The organism is aff. Roholtiella sp. LEGE 12411 (assembly GCF_015206995.1).
Classification (GTDB): Bacteria; Cyanobacteriota; Cyanobacteriia; order Cyanobacteriales; family Nostocaceae; genus Komarekiella.
Window position 1 is genome coordinate 28,529 of sequence record NZ_JADEXR010000038.1, and the last position, 18,149, is coordinate 46,677.

Below are 18,149 nucleotides of genomic sequence, written 5' to 3' on the forward strand. Positions count from 1 at the left end.
TGATTATTGTATAATTTTGGTATATTTTTAGAATTAAGCAGTATAAACTTAACTCTACACACTTAAAAAAAGCTGTAAATAAACTAAATACTTTACTTTACTTTAACTAACGGGTGTGACTTTTAGAAAGAGCCTATGAGAATTTACCCACAACGCATCAATGCGTGGTTAACTTCTTAAGCATATACGATACTACAAGTTTCAGACTGAGACTATGGCAAGCCAAGGACTGAGAGCGTCACCAGAAGGTATTAGAGCAGCAAAAACAGCTTTAATAGACAAGACTTGGAGTCAGCACAAATTAGCAGCAGCTTTAGGCATTACACGCCAACCAGTTTCTAAATTTTTCGCAGGTGAGTCAGTTTCTCGCACTTGTTTTGTGCAAATTTGTCAACAACTAGGATTATCTTGGCAACAAGTTGCAGGCATACCTGAAAATGTAATATCGGAGGCAACTGCTAAAGTACAGTCTAACAAAGTAGATGTGGATGCATTAGTGCGGGAAATTCGCCAAAAACGTCAAGGCAAAATTCAAGACCAGTGCGGTACTTTGCAAATGTTAGATATTGCCCACACAGTGAAATTGACGGACATTTACACTGATATCAATGTTTTAGAGAAAATAAACAGCCAGCAATGGCGAGAGATTTCTGATTTGTTGAAAGACTTCAAATCTGAATCTAACTTTAACCGACTCGGAGGATATAAGCATCAGAAAAGATTAGGAGGATTAGAAGCTGTATTACAGTACTCGAAACTGATGGTGCTAGGCAAACCAGGGTCAGGTAAAACTACATTTTTACAATATCTAGCGATTGAGTGTAACAAAGGTGAGTTTCAGCCAAATCGTATAGTAATTTTTATCAGTATAAAAGAATTTATTGAAGATACTAAAGGTGAGAGTGAATTCAATCTATTTAACTACATTAGCCAAGAATTTATCAGCTGTGGTATTAAAGAAGAAACTACAAACCTTTTTACTCAGGGCAAGCTGCTGATTTTGCTAGATGGATTAGATGAAATTCCATCAAAAAATGCAGATAAAGTTAGAATAGAAATTCGCAGATTTGCTCAGATTTTTTACAGAAATCAGTTTGTTATTAGCTGTCGAGTTGCTGCCCAACAATATAGATTTCCGGGTTTTAGCGAAGTTGAAGTAGCAGACTTTGATTATACTCAAGTTGAAGTTTATGCCAAAAACTGGTTTGTTGCAGTAGCTCGTAAATCTAGGGAAGATGGGGAAGCTTTAGGAAATTTATTTATTAATCAACTCAATCTGCCAGAAAATCAGCATATCCGGGAATTGGCAGTCACACCAATACTACTCCATTTAATCTGTCTAGTATTCCATGTGAAAGAGGAATTTCCATCTAATCCAGCTAAGCTATATGAGCAAGCACTAAATATTTTGTTGGTTAGATGGGATGAAATAAGAGGCATTAAACGCGATCGCATCACTTATAATTTAACTTTGGCAAGCAAGAAAAACCTGCTTTTTCAGCTTGCTGCTATCAACTTTGAGCAAGGAAATTACTTTTTTGAAAAAGAAAAAACACAACAACTGATCGCTGAATTACACGCATCAGGAGACATTAATTTAGAGGTAAGCCAGTTTCAGATAGATAGTGAGGAACTGCTAAAAGCAATTGAGGCACAAGATGGCTTATTAGTAGAAAGGGCACGAGGAATCTACTCATTTTCTCATTTAACATTTCAAGAGTATTTTACTGCTAGAAAAATTGTAGAAGCTTCTCAATTAGAAACTTTGCTTAATCTAGTTAATCATATTACTGAAAAACGCTGGCATGATATATTTTTGCTAACTGTTAATATCTTAGCCAATGCTGATGAAGTGCTACAGTTAATGAAGCAAAAGATTGATTTGCTATTGGCTGGCGATGAAAAATTGCAGTATTTTCTTACCTGGCTACATCAAAAATCTAGTTCTGTCTTTACTCATTACAAAGCAGTAGCTGTCCGTGCCTTTTACCTGGTTTGTGTTGAGCGAAGCTCTCGCCATAGATATCGCGCTTTCGCTCATACTCCTGGTTATAACCTTGAGTACGCCCTTGTTGGTAACATCGCCTTTGACCCTGATCTTGCTCTTGATGAGTTTTTATCTAGTACTGTTGCTTGTATGAACGAGCTAGACTTTGCCTTTGAACATCCCCTCAATGATGCCCTGGCCCTAGATCATGCTCATGCCCTTACCATTGCCTTTGACGAAGCTGTTGACCTTGTTATTGAGCCTGAATTAAAGCAAGTGCTACAAAAACTCAAAAAACAACTGCCATATATAGATAGTGATCAAAATAAATTTAGGGACTGGTGGCAAGCTAAAGGTCAAAGCTGGGGTGAGCAATTAAGAAACGTGCTAATTAAGCATCGCAATATTGGTCACAATTGGCAGTTCAATGAACAGCAAAAAGAATTACTTCAGCAATATTACGATGCCAACAAATTGCTGGTAGATTGCCTAAATAGCGCTTTTTTTGTAAGCTCAGCAGTGCGACAGAAGATTGAGGAGACATTATTGTTAGCGATCGCTGATATTGAAAATGTGAGTATTTCTTGTGGTCAAGGCTGATAATTGACGACACTGATAATTTTTATTTCTGGGGATCAAGTCTTAACTGAACTATATTGAGTGAGTTTTAGAGCTTAAATTTATTCAAGTTGATTGATCCAAAATATTAGATTTTTTGCAATATGTATTGATTATATTTAAAACTCATTAATTAGTAAGAATTATTTAGATAAGTCCGTCTATCTGAAGAGGGAGATTAAGAAGATTCACACCAGAGAAAGAGCAATTAAGTTTGTCTAGTTCGTTAAATTGCTATTACCGTAATTAGCAAACGATAATCATGGATAAAAATTTAGTAGGTGGGATTATTCCTCCACAACCACCCATAGAAGCACAATCTGACGTTCATGCACTAAAATCACGTCTAGAATGGGGCGAACCAGCTTTTACAATATTGGATGTGCGCGATCGCATGACCTATAATGAGGGTCACATCATGGGAGCAATGCCGATGCCCATAGATCAATTAGAAGAACGCGCAGTATCTTCTTTAGATAAAAGCCGTGATATCTATGTTTACGGCGCAAATGAAGAACAAAGTGCCCAAGCAGCACAAATACTTCGCTCTGCTAAGTTTGTACATGTATCTGAACTTAAAGGTGGTCTTGGTGCATGGAAGGCAATCGGTGGCCCAACAGAAGGCATTATTGAATCCAGAACCCCCGCAGGCGCAGATGAATATAATGTGGTATCTCGGATGCAAAATCACTTAGAAAATCAGCCAAAGGGAGGCACTAGCCCGACGCAAGGCATTCAAAAAGCAGCCAGTAACCTTAAAGAAGACATTCAAGAGGGAGCCAGTAACCTTAAAGAAGGCATTCAAGAAGGAGCCAGTAACCTCAAGGAAGGCATTCAAAAAGGAGTTAGTAACGTGAAGGAAGACATTAGTGAGTCTCAGGCAAAAAATAACCCAGAAAATCATTAATAAAAAGGCATAGCTTCTTGTGGCGAAGCCTTACGGTTTTATCCTCCGCACACAGTTAATGATTTGTGTGCCTGGAATCAAGGGGGGTCAGATTTCCCACTTGATTCCTCCTCCTTTATGCCTCCACCTTGCTTATAGTTGTTCAATCTTGAATGTTGACTAGTTTGATTAATTAGAACTTACGCATTGACAAGAAATACCAAATATGAACCAAGTAAGGGCACAGCATGGTCTATTGACCATCGCAGGATAATTAAGAAAAGCCCGAAACAACCTATTTTAGTTAATTCACATTACGATGCATTTGTACAGTGCGTAAGTCTTATTAATGTTCAAATAAATCCTTAAATTGTAATAAATCTAAAGAAATTATCGTCGGTAAAAAACTAAAGCATTCTTGAGCAAGTTGCCAACGTTCTTCTCGTTTAAGCATTTCTATTAGCTTTTGCTGCACATTGAGTAAGTAGCGCACATCATTAGCTGCATAACTTAGTTGAGCTTCAGATAAATTAGTAGCATTACCCCAATCAGAACTTTGAGCACTTTTATCTAGTTCTACTTTTTCTAATTCTTGCACCACATCTTTGAGTCCGTGGCGATTAGTGTAAGTACGGGCTAGTTTACTGGCAATCTTGGTGCAAAAAACAGGCTGAACCTGAATTCCGAGATTGTATCGCAAGGTAGCAAGGTCAAAACGAGCAAAGTGAAACACTTTCTGGATATTAGCTGCTTCCAAGAGCTTTTTTAAATTTGGGGCGTCAGCTTGTCCTTTAGCTATGCGGATTGCAGTTACTTTGCCTTCGGGGTTGCATAGCTGCACAAGACATAAGCGATCGCGCATTGGCAATAATCCCATGGTTTCTGTATCTACTGCGATCGCTACAGATTCTAAATACTGTCCAAGAGCGGTGTCACTAAGATCGCGATCGCTAACCTGAAAATCTTGTAATGTCATGAATCACTCGATAATAAATGCAGTGTCCATCAGAAAAAAATCTTAGACACTACATTATTATTGTGCAAAAAAATCAGAAATTAAATCTATTTGGCGTGAACGAAAATTTGGGTAAGATAGACTTCGCCTTGCTTATTCGCAGCAACACCAACCCCTGTAAAGTTGTAATTTCCTTTAAGATTCTTCAGATGTCCCGGACTATTAACCCAACCAATCACAGCTTCAGCAGCAGGGTTGCTATATCCCTGATTGAAAGCGACATTTTCAGCCGCACTATTGTAAATAAGAGGGATAGCTTTGACTCGCCGTTCAAATCCATGATGGCTAAACGGAACTCTCCCCTTGGCCATATTTTGACTATGAATCCTTGCCTGTTTAGTGATATTTGCATTTAGGATCAATTTTGATAGACCTTTAGAAGCTCGATATCGATTAATTTGGTCAAAAACTGATTTTTCTAGAGCAGTAGTTTTAAAAGTAGTAGTTGATAATGCAACTTGACTGGAAAGAAGTGACAACGGCTGATTATTAGTCGATTGGTTACTAGAAGTATGACCTGGTATAGGAGTGGTCGTTAATCCACTAGTAAGGACAAGCGTACTTAAAGCGATGCCAAAAGCAGTTTGTCGGAACATGGAGAATTAGGTAAGGTTGTAGAGATGTAAGACTTATACTCTATCTTATTGTTCTTAAGATATATGCCAGGATACTGTTAAGAATTCAGGAACTTAGAAACTCTTTGCACATCCTTCATAGAAAATACAAATTCTCATTTCTAATTGTCAATCTTGAGATCAGTCATCTTCATGATAGTTACGTTCACTTTTGCTAAGAATCTAACATTTTCATGAATTACTAGAAAAATAATATAGTATCAATTAGATAAATGTTATTGATACTACATTATTCATCATAAACTTTAGGTTTTTTCCTAAATCATGCAAAACTACACGCGAAGGAAAATTTGCGTCACGTAAATTTTGCCGTTGGGACCGCTAGCAACACCAATCCCCGTTAGATTGTAATTTCCTCTGATGTTGGCAAGATGCCCTGGACTTTGGAGCCAGCTTTGAACAGCTTGCTTAGCAGGATCACTATATCCCTGGTTGTAAGCGACATTTTCACCAGCGGATATGTAGGGAATACCAATCGCTTGAACTCGCTGTTTAAATCCGCTATGTCCAAATGGGACTCTACCGCTTGCCATGTTCTGACTGTGAATCTTTGCTTGATTGTCGGCGGCAGAATTTTTTAACAACACTGGCAGATTTTGGGAACCTCTGTAGTTATTAATTTGCTGGAAAACTGATTGCTCTATAGTAGTGGTGTTAATGCTAGATTGTGCAATGATTTGACGATTACGACTTGATACATCTGAAGACTTGGGGGTAGGAGTTTGATTTGGCACAGAAATAGCGATCGCTCCACTGCTGAGAACAAGAGTCCCTACAATGCCATAGATTAGTGTTCGGCTCATGTGCTAAAAGTAAATTTTGAAATCATCTAAGCACACTACTGTCCATTGAACAACTTATATACACGCTTATATATCTCCTACTAATGCTGTACATACAGAGGAATAAGTAAAGCTGAGAGGTTTGCAAAATTTGTTAGCTCCACAGTAATTCCTGACAAGTGGCTAAGTAACAAAGTCGATTTTTAAACGCATAGGTAAAAGCCGAGTAACGAACATAATAAATATTTTTAATTAGGTGGAATATAGGAATATTATCAGGGCGCATAAATCTTTTTACCCTACAGCGTGTTTGACCCAAAAGAAAACCACTATAGCTATAATAATTTTGGATTTTCATAGTTCAACACTTCTAAGACACTTCGCAAGAATAAGTTAAACAAATTCTAGTGAGAATGTATCTTTAGAGATAATTGTTTGGCTGAAATATTCAACTTATGTTCATCTAAAGTCTAAGGAATGTTCAACTGCTCCTGCAACACGCGCAGTACCCGCGCAATATATTCTGCACGCCAATGTTCACGTTCCTTGACTACTTCTTCATCTGGCTCGTAAGCGTCAATCTCAGTAGCAGATAAAATACCTTTAGCTGCGAGCAAACATTCAATGGTATCCAACCGATCATGCAGGACGGATACCTCACCTGTTAAAGCCATAACGATCGCCAGGAGCTTATCAATTTGCGGGTCATCTAAGTAAACAGGTCGTTTACCTTTGGCTGTCTTCAACATCCCAACTACCTCTGTTTACTTAGTTGCTGCAACTACAAACCAAGTACCCCGACTGCTTGAATTGTCATTGGCTACTTTTGCTTTCCATGCCCCATTAGGCACAAACTTCTCAAATACTTTATCTGCTGCAAAACCAGCTTCAGCAGCTAGCGCCACCAAATCCAGATCGCGCACAGCACTCCAAAATGGTTCGTTATTGTTAACAGTTTCCCCATCGTACATGAACTGGCTATAAGCATCCATGTGATGGTACAAAGGTGCTTCAACATGGAGCATCATCCCGCCGGGAGCTAGTAGACGATAACACTCTTGCATCACCTTGCGAACAACTGGCGGAGGAATTTCATGCAACAAAATGTGGGAAACCACCAAGTCAAATGATTCATCTGGAAAGTTGGTGTGTTCAGCATTTTGCTGTGAAAAGTGTACCCGCTTACCCAAGACTTCTGCTCGTGCATGAGCATAACGCAGCATTGGTGCGCCAATATCTACAGCATGAATTTCTGCATCTGGATAACCATCTACGTAGGGTAATGTGCTATTGCCGATAGAACATCCCATATCGAGAATTTTTTGGGGTCGAAAGTCCGGATACTCTGGTATAAGGTAGTTTCGGACTATAGACAGTCCTATGTCATCGTTAAGTGGCCCCAACCAACCGAGTCCATAAACATAAACTCCGCGATCGTAGGTTGCACCCGCAGCTACATCATCAATTGTAAATTCACTGTGATATCCTCCAGGCATACAGTGAATGTCTACAGCCTTTTGATAAATGGGTATTTGAAAATTGGGGTCGAGTTTTAAAGTACCCAGTTCACCACCCTTGTCTTTGGCACGCTCGATCAAGTCTGGTAGATGTCTGTCCACACTTGCGTTGACAGATTCCCACAACATTTCCTGGTTAATCCGCTTGAGGGCATTTAACCAGCGGTAGTGGGGTTCGTGCTGCATCACTTCCCGAATTTCATAACGGTTCTGGGGAGGACGCTGATGTTCTTGTTCAAACTTAGGTTTGACTCGTTTTTCATAAACTACTTTATTCCCAGGAAGAAGATTCTTGAAAATGTGCATTCTCAGACTTTGGACAAAGTTTTGGCGTGCCAACTCGTCGTGAGTGGGTTGCGGTAGCATTGCATGTTGTAATTGTTGATCCATCTATAGTTTCATCTCCGAATTTTTACGTGTATTTATGCAGGATTCAAAAACTTAGCTACCGTTTGTACATCTTTGTCACCACGTCCAGAGCAGTTAATCACAATCCGAGGACTGCCACTTAGTTGAGGACATAGGGTTTCTAGGTAGGCGATCGCATGAGCGGTTTCCAGTGCTGGGATAATTCCCTCCAGCCTAGACAATCGCTGGAATGCCGCCAAAGCATCTTCATCTGTCACACTATAATATTCAGCGCGACCAGTATCTTTCAAATAGCTATGTTCTGGCCCGACACCGGGATAATCTAACCCAGCACTAATTGAGTGTGCCTCAATTATTTGCCCATCTTCATCTTGCAGCAGGTAACTCATTGCCCCGTGCAATACACCAATTTTTCCTTTTGTCAAGGTAGCAGCGTGTTTTTCAGTATTAACACCTTCCCCGGCTGCTTCAACCCCAATTAACCGGATAGAAGGCTCATTCAAAAACTCAAAGAATAGTCCCATAGCATTGGAACCACCACCTACACAAGCCATCAGAATATCAGGCAACACTCCCCATTTTTCTATTGCTTGGGCGCGAGTTTCTTGCCCAATCACTGCATGGAAATCGCGTACCATCATTGGGTAAGGATGCGGCCCTGCTACTGAACCCAGGATGTAGTGAGTTGTCTCTACATTCGTTACCCAATCTCGAATCGCCTCAGAAGTTGCATCCTTGAGTGTACCTGTTCCCGCAGCTACCGGACATACTTCTGCCCCCATCAGCCGCATTCTGAACACATTTAGGGCTTGGCGTTCCATGTCGTGAACGCCCATGTAAATTATGCATTCCAGCCCAAAACGAGCACAAACCGTTGCCGTCGCTACTCCATGTTGTCCAGCACCAGTTTCCGCAATAATTCGCTGTTTACCCATGCGTTTTGCCAACAACACCTGACCGAGGGCATTATTGATTTTATGAGCGCCAGTGTGATTTAAGTCTTCGCGCTTCAAATAGATTTGTGCCCCTGTGCCATCAGGTCGAGCATAATGGCTGGTAAGACGTTCAGCGAAGTACAACGGTGTAGCACGTCCCACATAGTCCCGCAACAACTGTTGTAGTTCTGCCTGAAAACCAGGATCATTACGATATTGCTGATAAGCTGTTTCTAGCTCAGCAAGAGCAGGCATCAGCGTTTCCGGGACGTACTTACCGCCAAAGCGCCCGAAGCGTCCTTGAATATCGGGAACCTGAGCAGTTGATGAAGAACTGGGAGAGAGGGGAGTGGTAGTCACAGGCTGATTTCGATCACAGGAATGACTTAATTATTATAGGAAAGTCTGAAGCATATAGAGTAATATGTCTTACTGATGAAAGAGTTTTGAGTCCTGAGAAATAATTCTTGTAAAAGGGATTGGGCATTGGGCATTGGGCATTGGGCGTTGGGCATTGGGCATTGGGGATGAGCGAGCAGTGTTTCGATTAAGCTTCGGCTACGCTCAGCGCTAGCGCTCAACAACCGGGACAGGGGGAGATGAAAGAGATAAGGGAAAAATTTTTGACTATTGACTTCTCTGCTGATCCGAACTGTATTGCTTGATGTCCAGGATTAGGTGACTTTTTAGTCAACTACGATGGATTTGTAATGTTAACCTAGTAATTGATTTCCCCGCAGAATGGTTGCTGCCTCTGATTTTTCTTAATAAAGATTTATGTCTTCTTCCAATTCCAAATCTTCCGACAAAAGCTTTGTCTACCGCGAATTTGGCAACGAGAACTCCGCCGCTACAGAAAGACCAATTCCAGAATTACCCCCGCAACAACAAAATCTCAAAGTGCAAGCCTCCCGCAAAGGACGCAAAGGCAAAACTGTTACCGTAATTAGCGGTTTTCAAGCCAAACCAGAAACCTTGGCAGATTTGGTAAAACAGTTGAAAACCCAGTGTGGCACAGGTGGTACAGTCAAAGATAATGAAATAGAGATTCAGGGCGAGCACAAGCAGAAAATTGTTGAGATTTTGACGAAACTAGCTTACAAAGCCAAAATTAGCGGTGGTTGATTCAGTGTGGTTTACCGCATCTTAGCTGTGATATTCATCCAGAGGGGCAATGTTATCTTTAAAAAGTACAAATATGCTGGAACTGTAATCAATCACTGCGGCAGAAATCTGTTCTTTTTGAGATTAATTAGGTAGGAGGTTCAAATGGATTTAGTTCGTCTTCTGTGTGCCATTTTCATACCACCTCTGGGAGTCTTTTTGCAAGTAGGTTTAGGTAAAGATTTTTGGATTAATATACTTTTGACGTTTTTAGGCTATATTCCGGGGATTGTTCATGCAGTGTGGGTAATTGCCAGGAAATAATTATTCATCTGGGTAGGTTGGGTGTCCCGATTATTTCTGCTCAACCTACTGGTAATGGAGTGCAAGATTTATGACAAATGCCTCATTAAAAAAACAACTTCACGAAGAAAATCGTTTGTCTTGGAATGAAGCAACTAAAGCGCATAATAGCCATAAGGGTGATCAGGCAAAGTTTTTTCGTGAAGGAGGCAATACACTTTTTCCAGAAGAAAAAGAACTTTTAGGAGATATTGCTGGTTTATCAGTAGTTCATCTTCAGTGCAATGCCGGTCAAGACACTTTAAGTTTGGCGCAACACGGTGCTGTTGTGGCTGGTGTAGATATTAGTGATGAAGCTATATCCTTTGCTCAACAACTCTCAGAAAAATCTGGTATATTCGCTACTTTTTATCGTGCAGATGTGTTCGATTGGCTGGAAGAGACAGCTAATAAAAATGAACACTTCGATATTGTCTTTTCCTCCTACGGGGCTGTATGCTGGATATCCGATATTAACCTCTGGGCTAAAAGAATTGCAGCTATTCTCAAGCCTGGGGGACGCTTTGTTGTGATAGACTTCCACCCCGTTGCTTCAATGTTTGATGAGGATTGGAGCCGCAAATTTCCTTATTTTAGTAATAGCAAGCCCTTGAGTTGGGAAGATGGTATAAGCGATTACCTCGCTGCTTCTGGTAGGGGATTGACTTTATCAGATTTTGACACTCTCAGGGCTGAAGCCTCTGAGATTCTACAGACAGAGTAAACTTAGATAGTGTCCAAAGTCTAACTCTCGTTACGGTCGTCAAACACCGTCTACCCAGTAAGCCTAAGTCAATGCTTAGATTGCTGGCTACTTTTCGTAATATATTTGCGCTGCCGTTCAAATCTGCATTCACGATTGAACCGTTCGCTGACCGATATAAACCACGTTCAATTCGCTTTCCAGATGCTTTCCAACCAACTGGCTTTTCACCATATTTGGGCAGGGAGTCTCCATCTAAAAAGCTCGACTTGCTCGTGTAGGCTTCTTCTGTTTCAACAAATCTAATGCCGTGTAAATCACACAGTTGTTTTAATCTGTCTTTCAGTTTACCCAAGGGCAGAGTGAACAAACTTTTGATTGTTCACTCTGCCCATATTGGCATTAGACTTGAACCCTTCGTTCCACCCAATTACTAAAGTACCAATACCGTATTTAAGGCAGTGGTCAATAATTAATTTTGCTGCTTTGTTAATGCCGTCGCGCATTTGGTGGTTGCGCTTGCGGGTTACACGGTCTAACCAATTGTCCCAATACGCCTCTGGCTTCCCTTCTTTCCGTGTTGATACTTTTTTATTCCATAGCTGATTCATCGCCTTCATCGCACGAGCATCAATTAACAAGGAATTGCCCAATGTATCAACACAAGCAGCTAAATTATCAGCAGTTCCGAGGTCAATAGACAATGCTTGATTTATATCTAAGTCGTGTTTTTGTTTGACTACAACGTATGACATTTCTAGGTAAAAAGCACCATTCTTAGGCAAAATTGTAAACTCTTTGACCTTAGAATAATCAATGTTTGACGGCATTGGGAGAAAAAACTCAGATACCCCAAACCATCTTCTAATGGTCAATCCCAGAGAAAACCTAAGTTGTCCATTAACAATAAGTGGTTTTTGACCTCCTGAATTTGGGTAGGCGACTTTGAATAACTTTAACCCTTTTAGATAATTAGGTGGTTTTGGTCTGAAATGCAGTTCGCCTTTTAAATACAAATCTCTTAATTGTTTAAAAGACTTAAACGCCTCCGTAACTGACATTAGAGTTTGCTGCATTGGCGTAGATGGAAGAGATTGAGCAAGTTTTGACTTAGCAATTGATCCATCAATTGCTAAGTCAAATTTATTAGTTAATAGCTTATTTCTTTTGAAAAAGGTTTGTCGTGCAAAGTAAACACCCGTATTGTAAAGCTTGCCTGATTGCTCACAAAGATATTCTAGTAGTGCTTTGGTTTCAGCATTCGGAGACAATAAAACTTGCTGCACTCCCATGCTTTTATTGGGTTTTACCACTATTTACCGCTTCAAAAATTAGTTGCTTTGTATATAGTAATTAGACCTGTCCGAAATATAAATACGGTATAAAAAAGTGGTAGAAAAATAAAATGTGTATCTACTACTCAAAGTAAAAATGTGCATTGTACTTGATTATATCGAAAAATATCCACTGCGGACAAAGCAAATATTAGGTATTAGCTATGAACAGTTGCGTTCGCTAACAGAATCATCAGGAATCAAGCATAAAGAATTAGAAAAAATCAAGGAGAATCAAAAAGTAAGAATTAACGCAGCCGGAGGTGGAAGACCACAAAAATTATCATTCTCTGAGCAAATAGTATTATGCTTATTTTATCTCAGACAAATGCCATCATTTGAAATTTTAGGAATGCTGTTTGGTATTTCCAAAACAGAAGCAAATGATAATTTTCATTATTGGAGGAAAATTATTCGGGATATATTGCCGGCAAGCTGACTCGAACAAGTCTCAACAATAGATAGTGATTTGGAAATTGTTCAAGAGATTTTAACCAAATTTCAGCTACTAGTTGATAGTGCAGAACAGCCTATAAATAGACCATCACAGCCAGAAGAGCAAAAAAAATACTATTCAGGAAAGAAAAAACAACATACTAGAAAAAATCAGTTTGTTGGTCTTCCAGAAGCTCAGGATATTGTCGATGTAGAAGTAGGCTTTCCTGGCCCAACTGCGGACATAAATTTATTTCGTACTCAACAAGAAAAATTTCACATCAAACAAGAATTTGGAGGCGACAAGGGATATCAGGGTGGTAAAAATATAAAGACTCCTCACAAGAAAAAAAGAAACCAGGAATTAAGTGATGCACAAAAACAAGAAAATAAAGTATTTTCGAGTAATCGGATATATATTGAGCATCTCATAAGATTGGTGAAAATTTTTCAAATAGCATCACAAAGATTCCGACTAAAAAACGATGTTTACAATGATATAATTTTCACGGTTTGTGGATTGGTAAGGTTGAGAATTGGTAGTTTGATTTTAGCAGTTACTTAAATTAGACAATAATAGCGATCGCCTATAATTATAAAACTGTATTTTGCTTGTCTAAACTATCAGTAACGATATCAAACCCTAATTATTACGTTGACAGAAAATCTGCAAGGTTTAGTCTAAAAGCCTTGTGTGTACTTGCTTTCAAGTTTTAGGACAGGTCTATTGATTATAGTAGATAAGTCAATATCTATCTACTAATCTAGGATGCTAACTCAGGAAGATTACAATACCCACAACCATGTTAAATACTTAATTAACTATCATTTCGTGTTTATACCTAAACGCCGCAAAAAAGTTTTAACAGGAGAGATAGCAACTAGAACTAGACAGATATTTGCTGAATTAGCTATAGAGAAAAAATGGGATATCCTAGCCTTAGAAGTAGCACCTGACCATATCCACTTATTTGTTAGCGTCAAGCCTACAGATACGCCACATTTAGTAATTAAAGCTTTTAAAGGACGGAGTAGTTACCTTCTAAGAAAAGAATTTCCTGTACTTTTAAAGCTTCCTTCGCTATGGACAAGTAGTTATTTTGTAAGTACTGCTGGTAATATAAGTAGCGAGGCGGTTAGAAAGTATATTGAAGATCCTCACCATGCCTCAAATTAAAAAGAAAATACCACGGTGGTTAAAACCACCCGTGCCGCTTCCCTCTCAGGTCTGAAGACGCGCTCGTTTCCCGCATCCCGCGTATTCCTATGAAACGGGAATTGAAAATTTTCAAAACCCCTACCGTTCTCATGAGTTTCAGTGGGGTATCGGCGAGATAGTTACAGTATTGTTGCAAGCTGGACTGACTCTGGAAGTCTTGAAGGAGTACCCTTACTCTAATGGTTGCAAGCAATTTGAAGGAATGCGCGAAACTACAGGACGGCGGTGGTTTCCACCTGAAGATGTGCCGAATATGCCGTTAATGTACAGTGTTGTTGCTTGCAAGCTATGAACGGATTGTATGTAAACCAAGTATTCCTCAAACAGATGAATAAGATTTTGACGCGATCGCCCCAGCTTAATGATTTTGAGATATCCTGGCAAACTATACGGGTGGATTTCACTACTATATTTTCTTAAATATCTGTTGCATTATGTTATCTGACAGTCGTGACTTAGACAACCTAATATACAGGAGCTTTTATATGTCAGGTTTTAAGAATAGTACACCTACTGCTTCACAAGACCCTAATGCTTTGCGTCCTGGGTTTACTCCTCAAAGTGAAAATTGGAATGGTCGCCTAGCAATGATTGGTTTTTTATCTGTTGTTTTGATTGAAGCTCTTTCTGGTCAAGGCTTTCTTCATTTTTGGGGCATCCTGTAAATTGTTGCTCGTGTGACTGAAAAAATTAAAACAGTTATCAAAGTTGAAGATGGGGTCTAAATCCCTAACTCAAACTTACGACTTCCAAAAGTACGGGATTCTGGCTTCCAGATGAAAAACCCTTCACTCATTTATTGAAAGAACTGTCAAAACGTAACTATCACAGCTATGGAAACAACCGTAGTTATTGCTATGACGGTTGACGCAAAGATAAGTAGGCGATCGCCTGCTTATTTTTTTCCCAATTGCTCCACAAACTCTTCATGTTCAGCTGAATCTAATCCCAACTGCAACACCTCCAACACCTGCGCCATCTGATTGTTTAGCAGTGCTTCCACAGCTAACCACAACCCAGGAAACACCTGAGAGCGAATGAGGCCATCTGCACCAGGAGATAACAATCGATAGTCGCCATCGGTGAGGTGAAACCATTCAATTTGATTCTCGTAAGATTGCCAGATTACGTACTCCAGCACCCCATTACGGCGATAAACCTGCTTTTTGCTACCCCTATCAATCGCGGCGCTACTGGCGGCAATTTCCACAATTAACTCAGGTGATCCTTCAATATAACCATCGCTGCTCAATTGAGTTTGTCCACCCATAGCAGATTCAATAAACAGCACCGCGTCCGGCTGGGGTTCGTTATCTAAATCTAGCCTGACTGTCGGTTCAACGCTTAAGTCAACACCGGGAGTCATTGCTTGATAGACTCCTAACCAAGTCATAACTCGACTGTGGGGTTTGCCATGCTGTTCATGTCTTAAGGGAGATGCCACGTAAACGATTCCTTCAATCAGTTCTGCTTTTTTGATCTGGGGAGCAGCCGCATAACGCCGCTCAAATTCAGGACGAGTCAGGCGATCGCCACTTTCAAGCAAAGGCAGATGTTTCTGGGGCGAATCGGATTGTGTTTGGGGTGAGTACTCTCTAACCATTTGCCAATCCTCACAGTTGCCGAATAATTCTCACTGTAACAAACCCTTGTATGTGGGCAGGGGAAGAATAAATACTGACCCTTGACCCTTGACCCTTGACCCTTGACCCTTGACCCTTGACCCTTGACCCTTGACCCTTGACTCAGCACTAAGATAGTTAAAGTACTTTACGCTCTGCCAAATATTGATACATCTGCCAACGAGCATCTACTTCGGTTTGCGCCAGTTCTAACAAGTGCTGGGCATGGTCGGGTTTGCTTTTGGTGAGCATCTTGAAGCGATTTTCTTGGTACATCGATTTCTCTACTGACTGAGTGGGCGATCGCATATCCAGTTGCAAAGGATTCTTACCCTGTTTTTGCAATTCAGGATGATGACGATACAGCAACCACCGACCTGATTCTACCAGTGATTTCTGGTGTTCCATTGCTGTGGTCATGTTGATGCCGTGAGCAATGCAATGGCTGTAAGCAATAATCAATGAAGGGCCATCGTAAGCCTCTGCTTCTAAGAACGCCTTTAGGGTATGTTCATCCTTAGCACCAAGGGCTACACTCGCTACGTAGACATTTCCGTAGGTCATGGCAATTAAACCTAAGTCTTTCTTGGGTGCAGGCTTGCCACTAGCGGCATATTTAGCGACTGCTGCTCGTGGGGTGGCTTTGGAAGATTGACCGCCTGTGTTGGAATATACTTCTGTATCCATCACTAAGATGTTCACATTGCGACCACTGGCTAGCACGTGATCGATACCGCCAAAGTCAATGTCATAAGCCCAACCGTCGCCACCGACAATCCAAACGCTTTTCTTTACCAAATAGTCAGCTAGGGATTTGAGATTTTGGATTTTGGATTGTAGATTGGGGTTGAGAGTCACAATTTGGTTTAATCTCTGCTGCAACAGCGCGACTCTTTCCCGCTGTTCCCAAATATCAGCCTCAGATTTTTGTTCAGCATTGAGGATGGAATAGACTAACTTTTCATCTATTTCACCGCTCAATTGTTGCAGCAGTTCTGCTGCGAATTCAGCTTGTTTATCTAAGGAGAGGCGGAAGCCAAAACCAAATTCGGCGTTATCTTCAAATAGATTATTCGACCAGGCTGGGCCGCGTCCTTCGGCGTTTATTGTCCAAGGTGTAGTAGGGAGATTCCCACCGTAGATTGAGGAACAACCTGTAGCGTTGGCAATTACGGAGCGATCGCCAAACAATTGTGTTAATAATTTTAAATAAGGTGTTTCGCCACAACCCGCACAAGCACCAGAGAATTCAAATAAAGGTTCTTGGAGTTGTTGTTGGCGAATCTGGTTGAGTTTCAACTGTCGTCGATCAGGATTGGGCAAACTCAAGAAGAAATTCCAGTTTTTCCGCTCTTGCTCCCGCAAAGGTAACTGCTGTGCCATGTTAATCGCTCTACGCAATGGCTCAGCTTTATTTTTGGCGGGACAAATATTTACACAGATAGCACAGCCTGTGCAGTCTTCTGGGGCAACTTGAATGGTAAATTTCTGGTTGGCAAAGTCCTTATCTTTTGCACCAGTTGACTTGAAGGTTGGTGGTGCATTGACTAACTCAGTCGGTTGATAAGCCTTAGCGCGGATGGCACTGTGGGGACAAACCATAACACATTTACCACATTGAACGCAGACATCTGTATCCCATACAGGTATCTCTTGTGCCACATTGCGTTTTTCCCATTTGGCTGTACCACTGGGGAAGATACCGTCTACTGGTAAGGTACTCACAGGTAAATCATCACCTTCCCAAGACATGATTTTACCTAAGACATTCCGCACAAATTCTGGAGCGTGAGGGAGGAAAGGGAGAGGGGAGGAGGGGGGAAGTGTTGTAGCTTCTTGTTTGACCTGATGTAAATTTTCTAAGGTGTTGTCTACAGCTTGTTGGTTCATGCGGACAACTTCCGCGCCTTTTTTGCCGTAAGTTTTTTCAATTGCTTGTTTGATTTTAGCGATCGCTTCTTTTTCTGGTAAGACACCTGCTAAGGCAAAGAAGCATACTTGCATAATGGTGTTAATTCTTCCACCCATACCACTTTCGCGGGCAACTTGGCTGGCATTAATGACGTATAATTTCAGCTGCTTATCAATGATTTCCTGCTGCACTTTCAGCGGTAGACTTTCCCAGACGGTATCTGCATTGTATGGACTGTTAAGCAGCAAAGTTGCCCCAGTAACCGCAGCTTTCAAGATATCTATGCGTTCCAGAAATCCCCAATGATGACAACCAATAAAGTTGGCTTTGTCAATTAGGTAAGTAGAGCGAATTGGCTCAGTCCCGAAGCGGAGGTGAGAGACGGTCATCGAGCCAGATTTCTTGGAGTCGTAGACAAAGTAACCTTGAGCGTAGTTGTCGGTTTCTTCCCCAATAATCTTAATCGAGTTTTTGTTAGCACCGACTGTACCATCGGAACCTAACCCGTAAAACATTGCCCGAACAACGTTATCAGCTTCAGTAGAAAAGTTGGGGTCAAAGCTCAAGGAAGTGTGACTAACATCGTCATTAATACCGATAGTAAAATGGTTTTTCGGCTTGGCTTGGGCGAGGTTGTCAAAAATACCCTGTACCATCGCTGGGGTAAATTCTTTGGAAGAAAGACCGTAACGACCACCAACAACTTGAGGAAGGGGAGAGGGGAGGAAGGGGAG

Annotated in this window: 19 protein-coding genes and 1 pseudogene; 9 read left to right on the forward strand and 11 right to left on the reverse strand. The window is 40.8% G+C overall.

The annotated features are described in order from the left end of the window. The first annotated feature begins 214 nt into the window (after nucleotides 1–214). Both IQ246_RS11300 and IQ246_RS11305 read left to right on the forward strand, forming a co-directional pair. Nucleotides 215–2,587 carry an NACHT domain-containing NTPase gene (locus IQ246_RS11300; protein WP_194002992.1) on the forward strand — a complete coding sequence of 791 codons (2,373 nt, stop codon included), beginning with the start codon at nucleotides 215–217 and terminating at the stop codon, nucleotides 2,585–2,587. 280 nt (nucleotides 2,588–2,867) lie between these two features. After that, nucleotides 2,868–3,314 (forward strand): annotated as a pseudogene (locus tag IQ246_RS11305) (rhodanese-like domain-containing protein); the annotation flags it as partial. A 523-nt stretch (nucleotides 3,315–3,837) separates the two neighbouring features. Here IQ246_RS11305 and IQ246_RS11310 read toward each other — a convergent pair. The 6 genes from IQ246_RS11310 to trpB form a co-directional block, all read right to left on the reverse strand. Further along, entirely contained in the window at nucleotides 3,838–4,467 is a 630-nt protein-coding gene (locus IQ246_RS11310) for a ribonuclease D (protein ID WP_194002994.1), read from the reverse strand. Nucleotides 4,468–4,553: 86 nt separating this feature from the next. Continuing rightward, a complete protein-coding gene (locus IQ246_RS11315) occupies nucleotides 4,554–5,102 on the reverse strand; it encodes a CAP domain-containing protein (protein ID WP_194002996.1) in 549 nt (182 codons plus the stop codon). A gap of 311 nt (nucleotides 5,103–5,413) precedes the next feature. Further along, the gene (locus IQ246_RS11320; protein ID WP_194002998.1) at nucleotides 5,414–5,944 is read right to left on the reverse strand and encodes a CAP domain-containing protein; all 531 of its coding nucleotides are present in this window, start codon (nucleotides 5,942–5,944) and stop codon (nucleotides 5,414–5,416) included. A 449-nt stretch (nucleotides 5,945–6,393) separates the two neighbouring features. Further along, nucleotides 6,394–6,672: a hypothetical protein gene (locus IQ246_RS11325; protein WP_194003000.1), complete on the reverse strand. Its 279-nt coding sequence runs from the start codon at nucleotides 6,670–6,672 to the stop codon at nucleotides 6,394–6,396. 15 nt (nucleotides 6,673–6,687) lie between these two features. Further along, complete coding sequence (locus IQ246_RS11330) at nucleotides 6,688–7,830, reverse strand: class I SAM-dependent methyltransferase (RefSeq protein WP_194003002.1); 1,143 nt, start codon at nucleotides 7,828–7,830, stop codon at nucleotides 6,688–6,690. 32 nt (nucleotides 7,831–7,862) lie between these two features. After that, nucleotides 7,863–9,104: a tryptophan synthase subunit beta gene (trpB, locus tag IQ246_RS11335; protein WP_194003004.1), complete on the reverse strand. Its 1,242-nt coding sequence runs from the start codon at nucleotides 9,102–9,104 to the stop codon at nucleotides 7,863–7,865. A gap of 417 nt (nucleotides 9,105–9,521) precedes the next feature. Between trpB and IQ246_RS11340 the strand changes: the two genes are divergently transcribed. From IQ246_RS11340 to IQ246_RS11350, 3 genes are all read left to right on the forward strand, one after another. Further along, the gene (locus tag IQ246_RS11340; RefSeq protein WP_194003006.1) at nucleotides 9,522–9,869 is read left to right on the forward strand and encodes a translation initiation factor; all 348 of its coding nucleotides are present in this window, start codon (nucleotides 9,522–9,524) and stop codon (nucleotides 9,867–9,869) included. A 144-nt stretch (nucleotides 9,870–10,013) separates the two neighbouring features. Continuing rightward, a complete protein-coding gene (locus IQ246_RS11345; RefSeq protein ID WP_194003008.1) occupies nucleotides 10,014–10,172 on the forward strand; it encodes a YqaE/Pmp3 family membrane protein in 159 nt (52 codons plus the stop codon). Nucleotides 10,173–10,242: 70 nt separating this feature from the next. Beyond that, nucleotides 10,243–10,914: a class I SAM-dependent methyltransferase gene (locus tag IQ246_RS11350; protein ID WP_194003010.1), complete on the forward strand. Its 672-nt coding sequence runs from the start codon at nucleotides 10,243–10,245 to the stop codon at nucleotides 10,912–10,914. On the opposite strand, the gene IQ246_RS30315 is transcribed toward IQ246_RS11350, so the two are convergent. Then, complete coding sequence (locus IQ246_RS30315; protein WP_244141994.1) at nucleotides 10,877–11,248, reverse strand: transposase; 372 nt, start codon at nucleotides 11,246–11,248, stop codon at nucleotides 10,877–10,879. The two genes, IQ246_RS11350 and IQ246_RS30315, sit on opposite strands and share 38 nt — an antisense overlap. After that, on the reverse strand, nucleotides 11,241–12,206 hold the full coding sequence (locus IQ246_RS11355) for a transposase (protein ID WP_339379256.1): 966 nt from the start codon (nucleotides 12,204–12,206) through the stop codon (nucleotides 11,241–11,243). Before IQ246_RS11355 ends, IQ246_RS30315 begins: the two co-directional genes overlap by 8 nt. A 118-nt stretch (nucleotides 12,207–12,324) precedes the next feature. Between IQ246_RS11355 and IQ246_RS30320 the strand changes: the two genes are divergently transcribed. The 3 genes from IQ246_RS30320 to tnpA all read left to right on the forward strand — a co-directional run bounded on the left by IQ246_RS30320 (nucleotide 12,325) and on the right by tnpA (nucleotide 13,839). After that, entirely contained in the window at nucleotides 12,325–12,666 is a 342-nt protein-coding gene (locus IQ246_RS30320) for a transposase family protein (protein WP_244141995.1), read from the forward strand. 30 nt (nucleotides 12,667–12,696) lie between these two features. After that, nucleotides 12,697–13,227: a transposase family protein gene (locus tag IQ246_RS30325; protein ID WP_244141996.1), complete on the forward strand. Its 531-nt coding sequence runs from the start codon at nucleotides 12,697–12,699 to the stop codon at nucleotides 13,225–13,227. A gap of 204 nt (nucleotides 13,228–13,431) precedes the next feature. Continuing rightward, nucleotides 13,432–13,839, forward strand: a complete 408-nt coding sequence (gene tnpA / locus IQ246_RS11365; protein ID WP_194003012.1) for an IS200/IS605 family transposase — start codon at nucleotides 13,432–13,434, stop codon at nucleotides 13,837–13,839. 213 nt (nucleotides 13,840–14,052) lie between these two features. Here the strand turns inward: tnpA and IQ246_RS11370 are convergent, their stop codons facing one another. Beyond that, nucleotides 14,053–14,265, reverse strand: coding sequence for a hypothetical protein (locus IQ246_RS11370; RefSeq protein WP_194003014.1), 213 nt, complete (start codon nucleotides 14,263–14,265; stop codon nucleotides 14,053–14,055). Between the two features lie 101 nt (nucleotides 14,266–14,366). Here IQ246_RS11370 and IQ246_RS11375 point away from each other — a divergent pair, with 101 nt between their 5' ends. Further along, entirely contained in the window at nucleotides 14,367–14,546 is a 180-nt protein-coding gene (locus tag IQ246_RS11375; protein ID WP_194003016.1) for a high light inducible protein, read from the forward strand. Between the two features lie 230 nt (nucleotides 14,547–14,776). Here IQ246_RS11375 and IQ246_RS11380 read toward each other — a convergent pair whose 3' ends face one another. Further along, entirely contained in the window at nucleotides 14,777–15,484 is a 708-nt protein-coding gene (locus tag IQ246_RS11380; protein WP_194003018.1) for a Uma2 family endonuclease, read from the reverse strand. Nucleotides 15,485–15,641: 157 nt separating this feature from the next. Then, nucleotides 15,642–18,149: pyruvate:ferredoxin (flavodoxin) oxidoreductase (gene nifJ / locus IQ246_RS11385; RefSeq protein WP_194003020.1), on the reverse strand; the 2,508-nt coding region annotated here is incomplete at its 5' end.

What these genes read in the sequence shown, in the direction of transcription:
- IQ246_RS11300 (WP_194002992.1), top strand. Translation starts at nt 215, where the DNA reads ATGGCAAGCCAAGGACTGAGAGCGTCACCAGAAGGTATTAGAGCAGCA.
- IQ246_RS11310 (WP_194002994.1), bottom strand. Translation starts at nt 4,467, where the DNA reads ATGACATTACAAGATTTTCAGGTTAGCGATCGCGATCTTAGTGACACC.
- IQ246_RS11315 (WP_194002996.1), bottom strand. Translation starts at nt 5,102, where the DNA reads ATGTTCCGACAAACTGCTTTTGGCATCGCTTTAAGTACGCTTGTCCTT.
- IQ246_RS11320 (WP_194002998.1), bottom strand. Translation starts at nt 5,944, where the DNA reads ATGAGCCGAACACTAATCTATGGCATTGTAGGGACTCTTGTTCTCAGC.
- IQ246_RS11325 (WP_194003000.1), bottom strand. Translation starts at nt 6,672, where the DNA reads ATGTTGAAGACAGCCAAAGGTAAACGACCTGTTTACTTAGATGACCCG.
- IQ246_RS11330 (WP_194003002.1), bottom strand. Translation starts at nt 7,830, where the DNA reads ATGGATCAACAATTACAACATGCAATGCTACCGCAACCCACTCACGAC.
- IQ246_RS11340 (WP_194003006.1), top strand. Translation starts at nt 9,522, where the DNA reads ATGTCTTCTTCCAATTCCAAATCTTCCGACAAAAGCTTTGTCTACCGC.
- IQ246_RS11345 (WP_194003008.1), top strand. Translation starts at nt 10,014, where the DNA reads ATGGATTTAGTTCGTCTTCTGTGTGCCATTTTCATACCACCTCTGGGA.
- IQ246_RS11350 (WP_194003010.1), top strand. Translation starts at nt 10,243, where the DNA reads ATGACAAATGCCTCATTAAAAAAACAACTTCACGAAGAAAATCGTTTG.
- IQ246_RS30320 (WP_244141995.1), top strand. Translation starts at nt 12,325, where the DNA reads ATGTGCATTGTACTTGATTATATCGAAAAATATCCACTGCGGACAAAG.
- tnpA (WP_194003012.1), top strand. Translation starts at nt 13,432, where the DNA reads ATGCTAACTCAGGAAGATTACAATACCCACAACCATGTTAAATACTTA.
- IQ246_RS11375 (WP_194003016.1), top strand. Translation starts at nt 14,367, where the DNA reads ATGTCAGGTTTTAAGAATAGTACACCTACTGCTTCACAAGACCCTAAT.
- IQ246_RS11380 (WP_194003018.1), bottom strand. Translation starts at nt 15,484, where the DNA reads ATGGTTAGAGAGTACTCACCCCAAACACAATCCGATTCGCCCCAGAAA.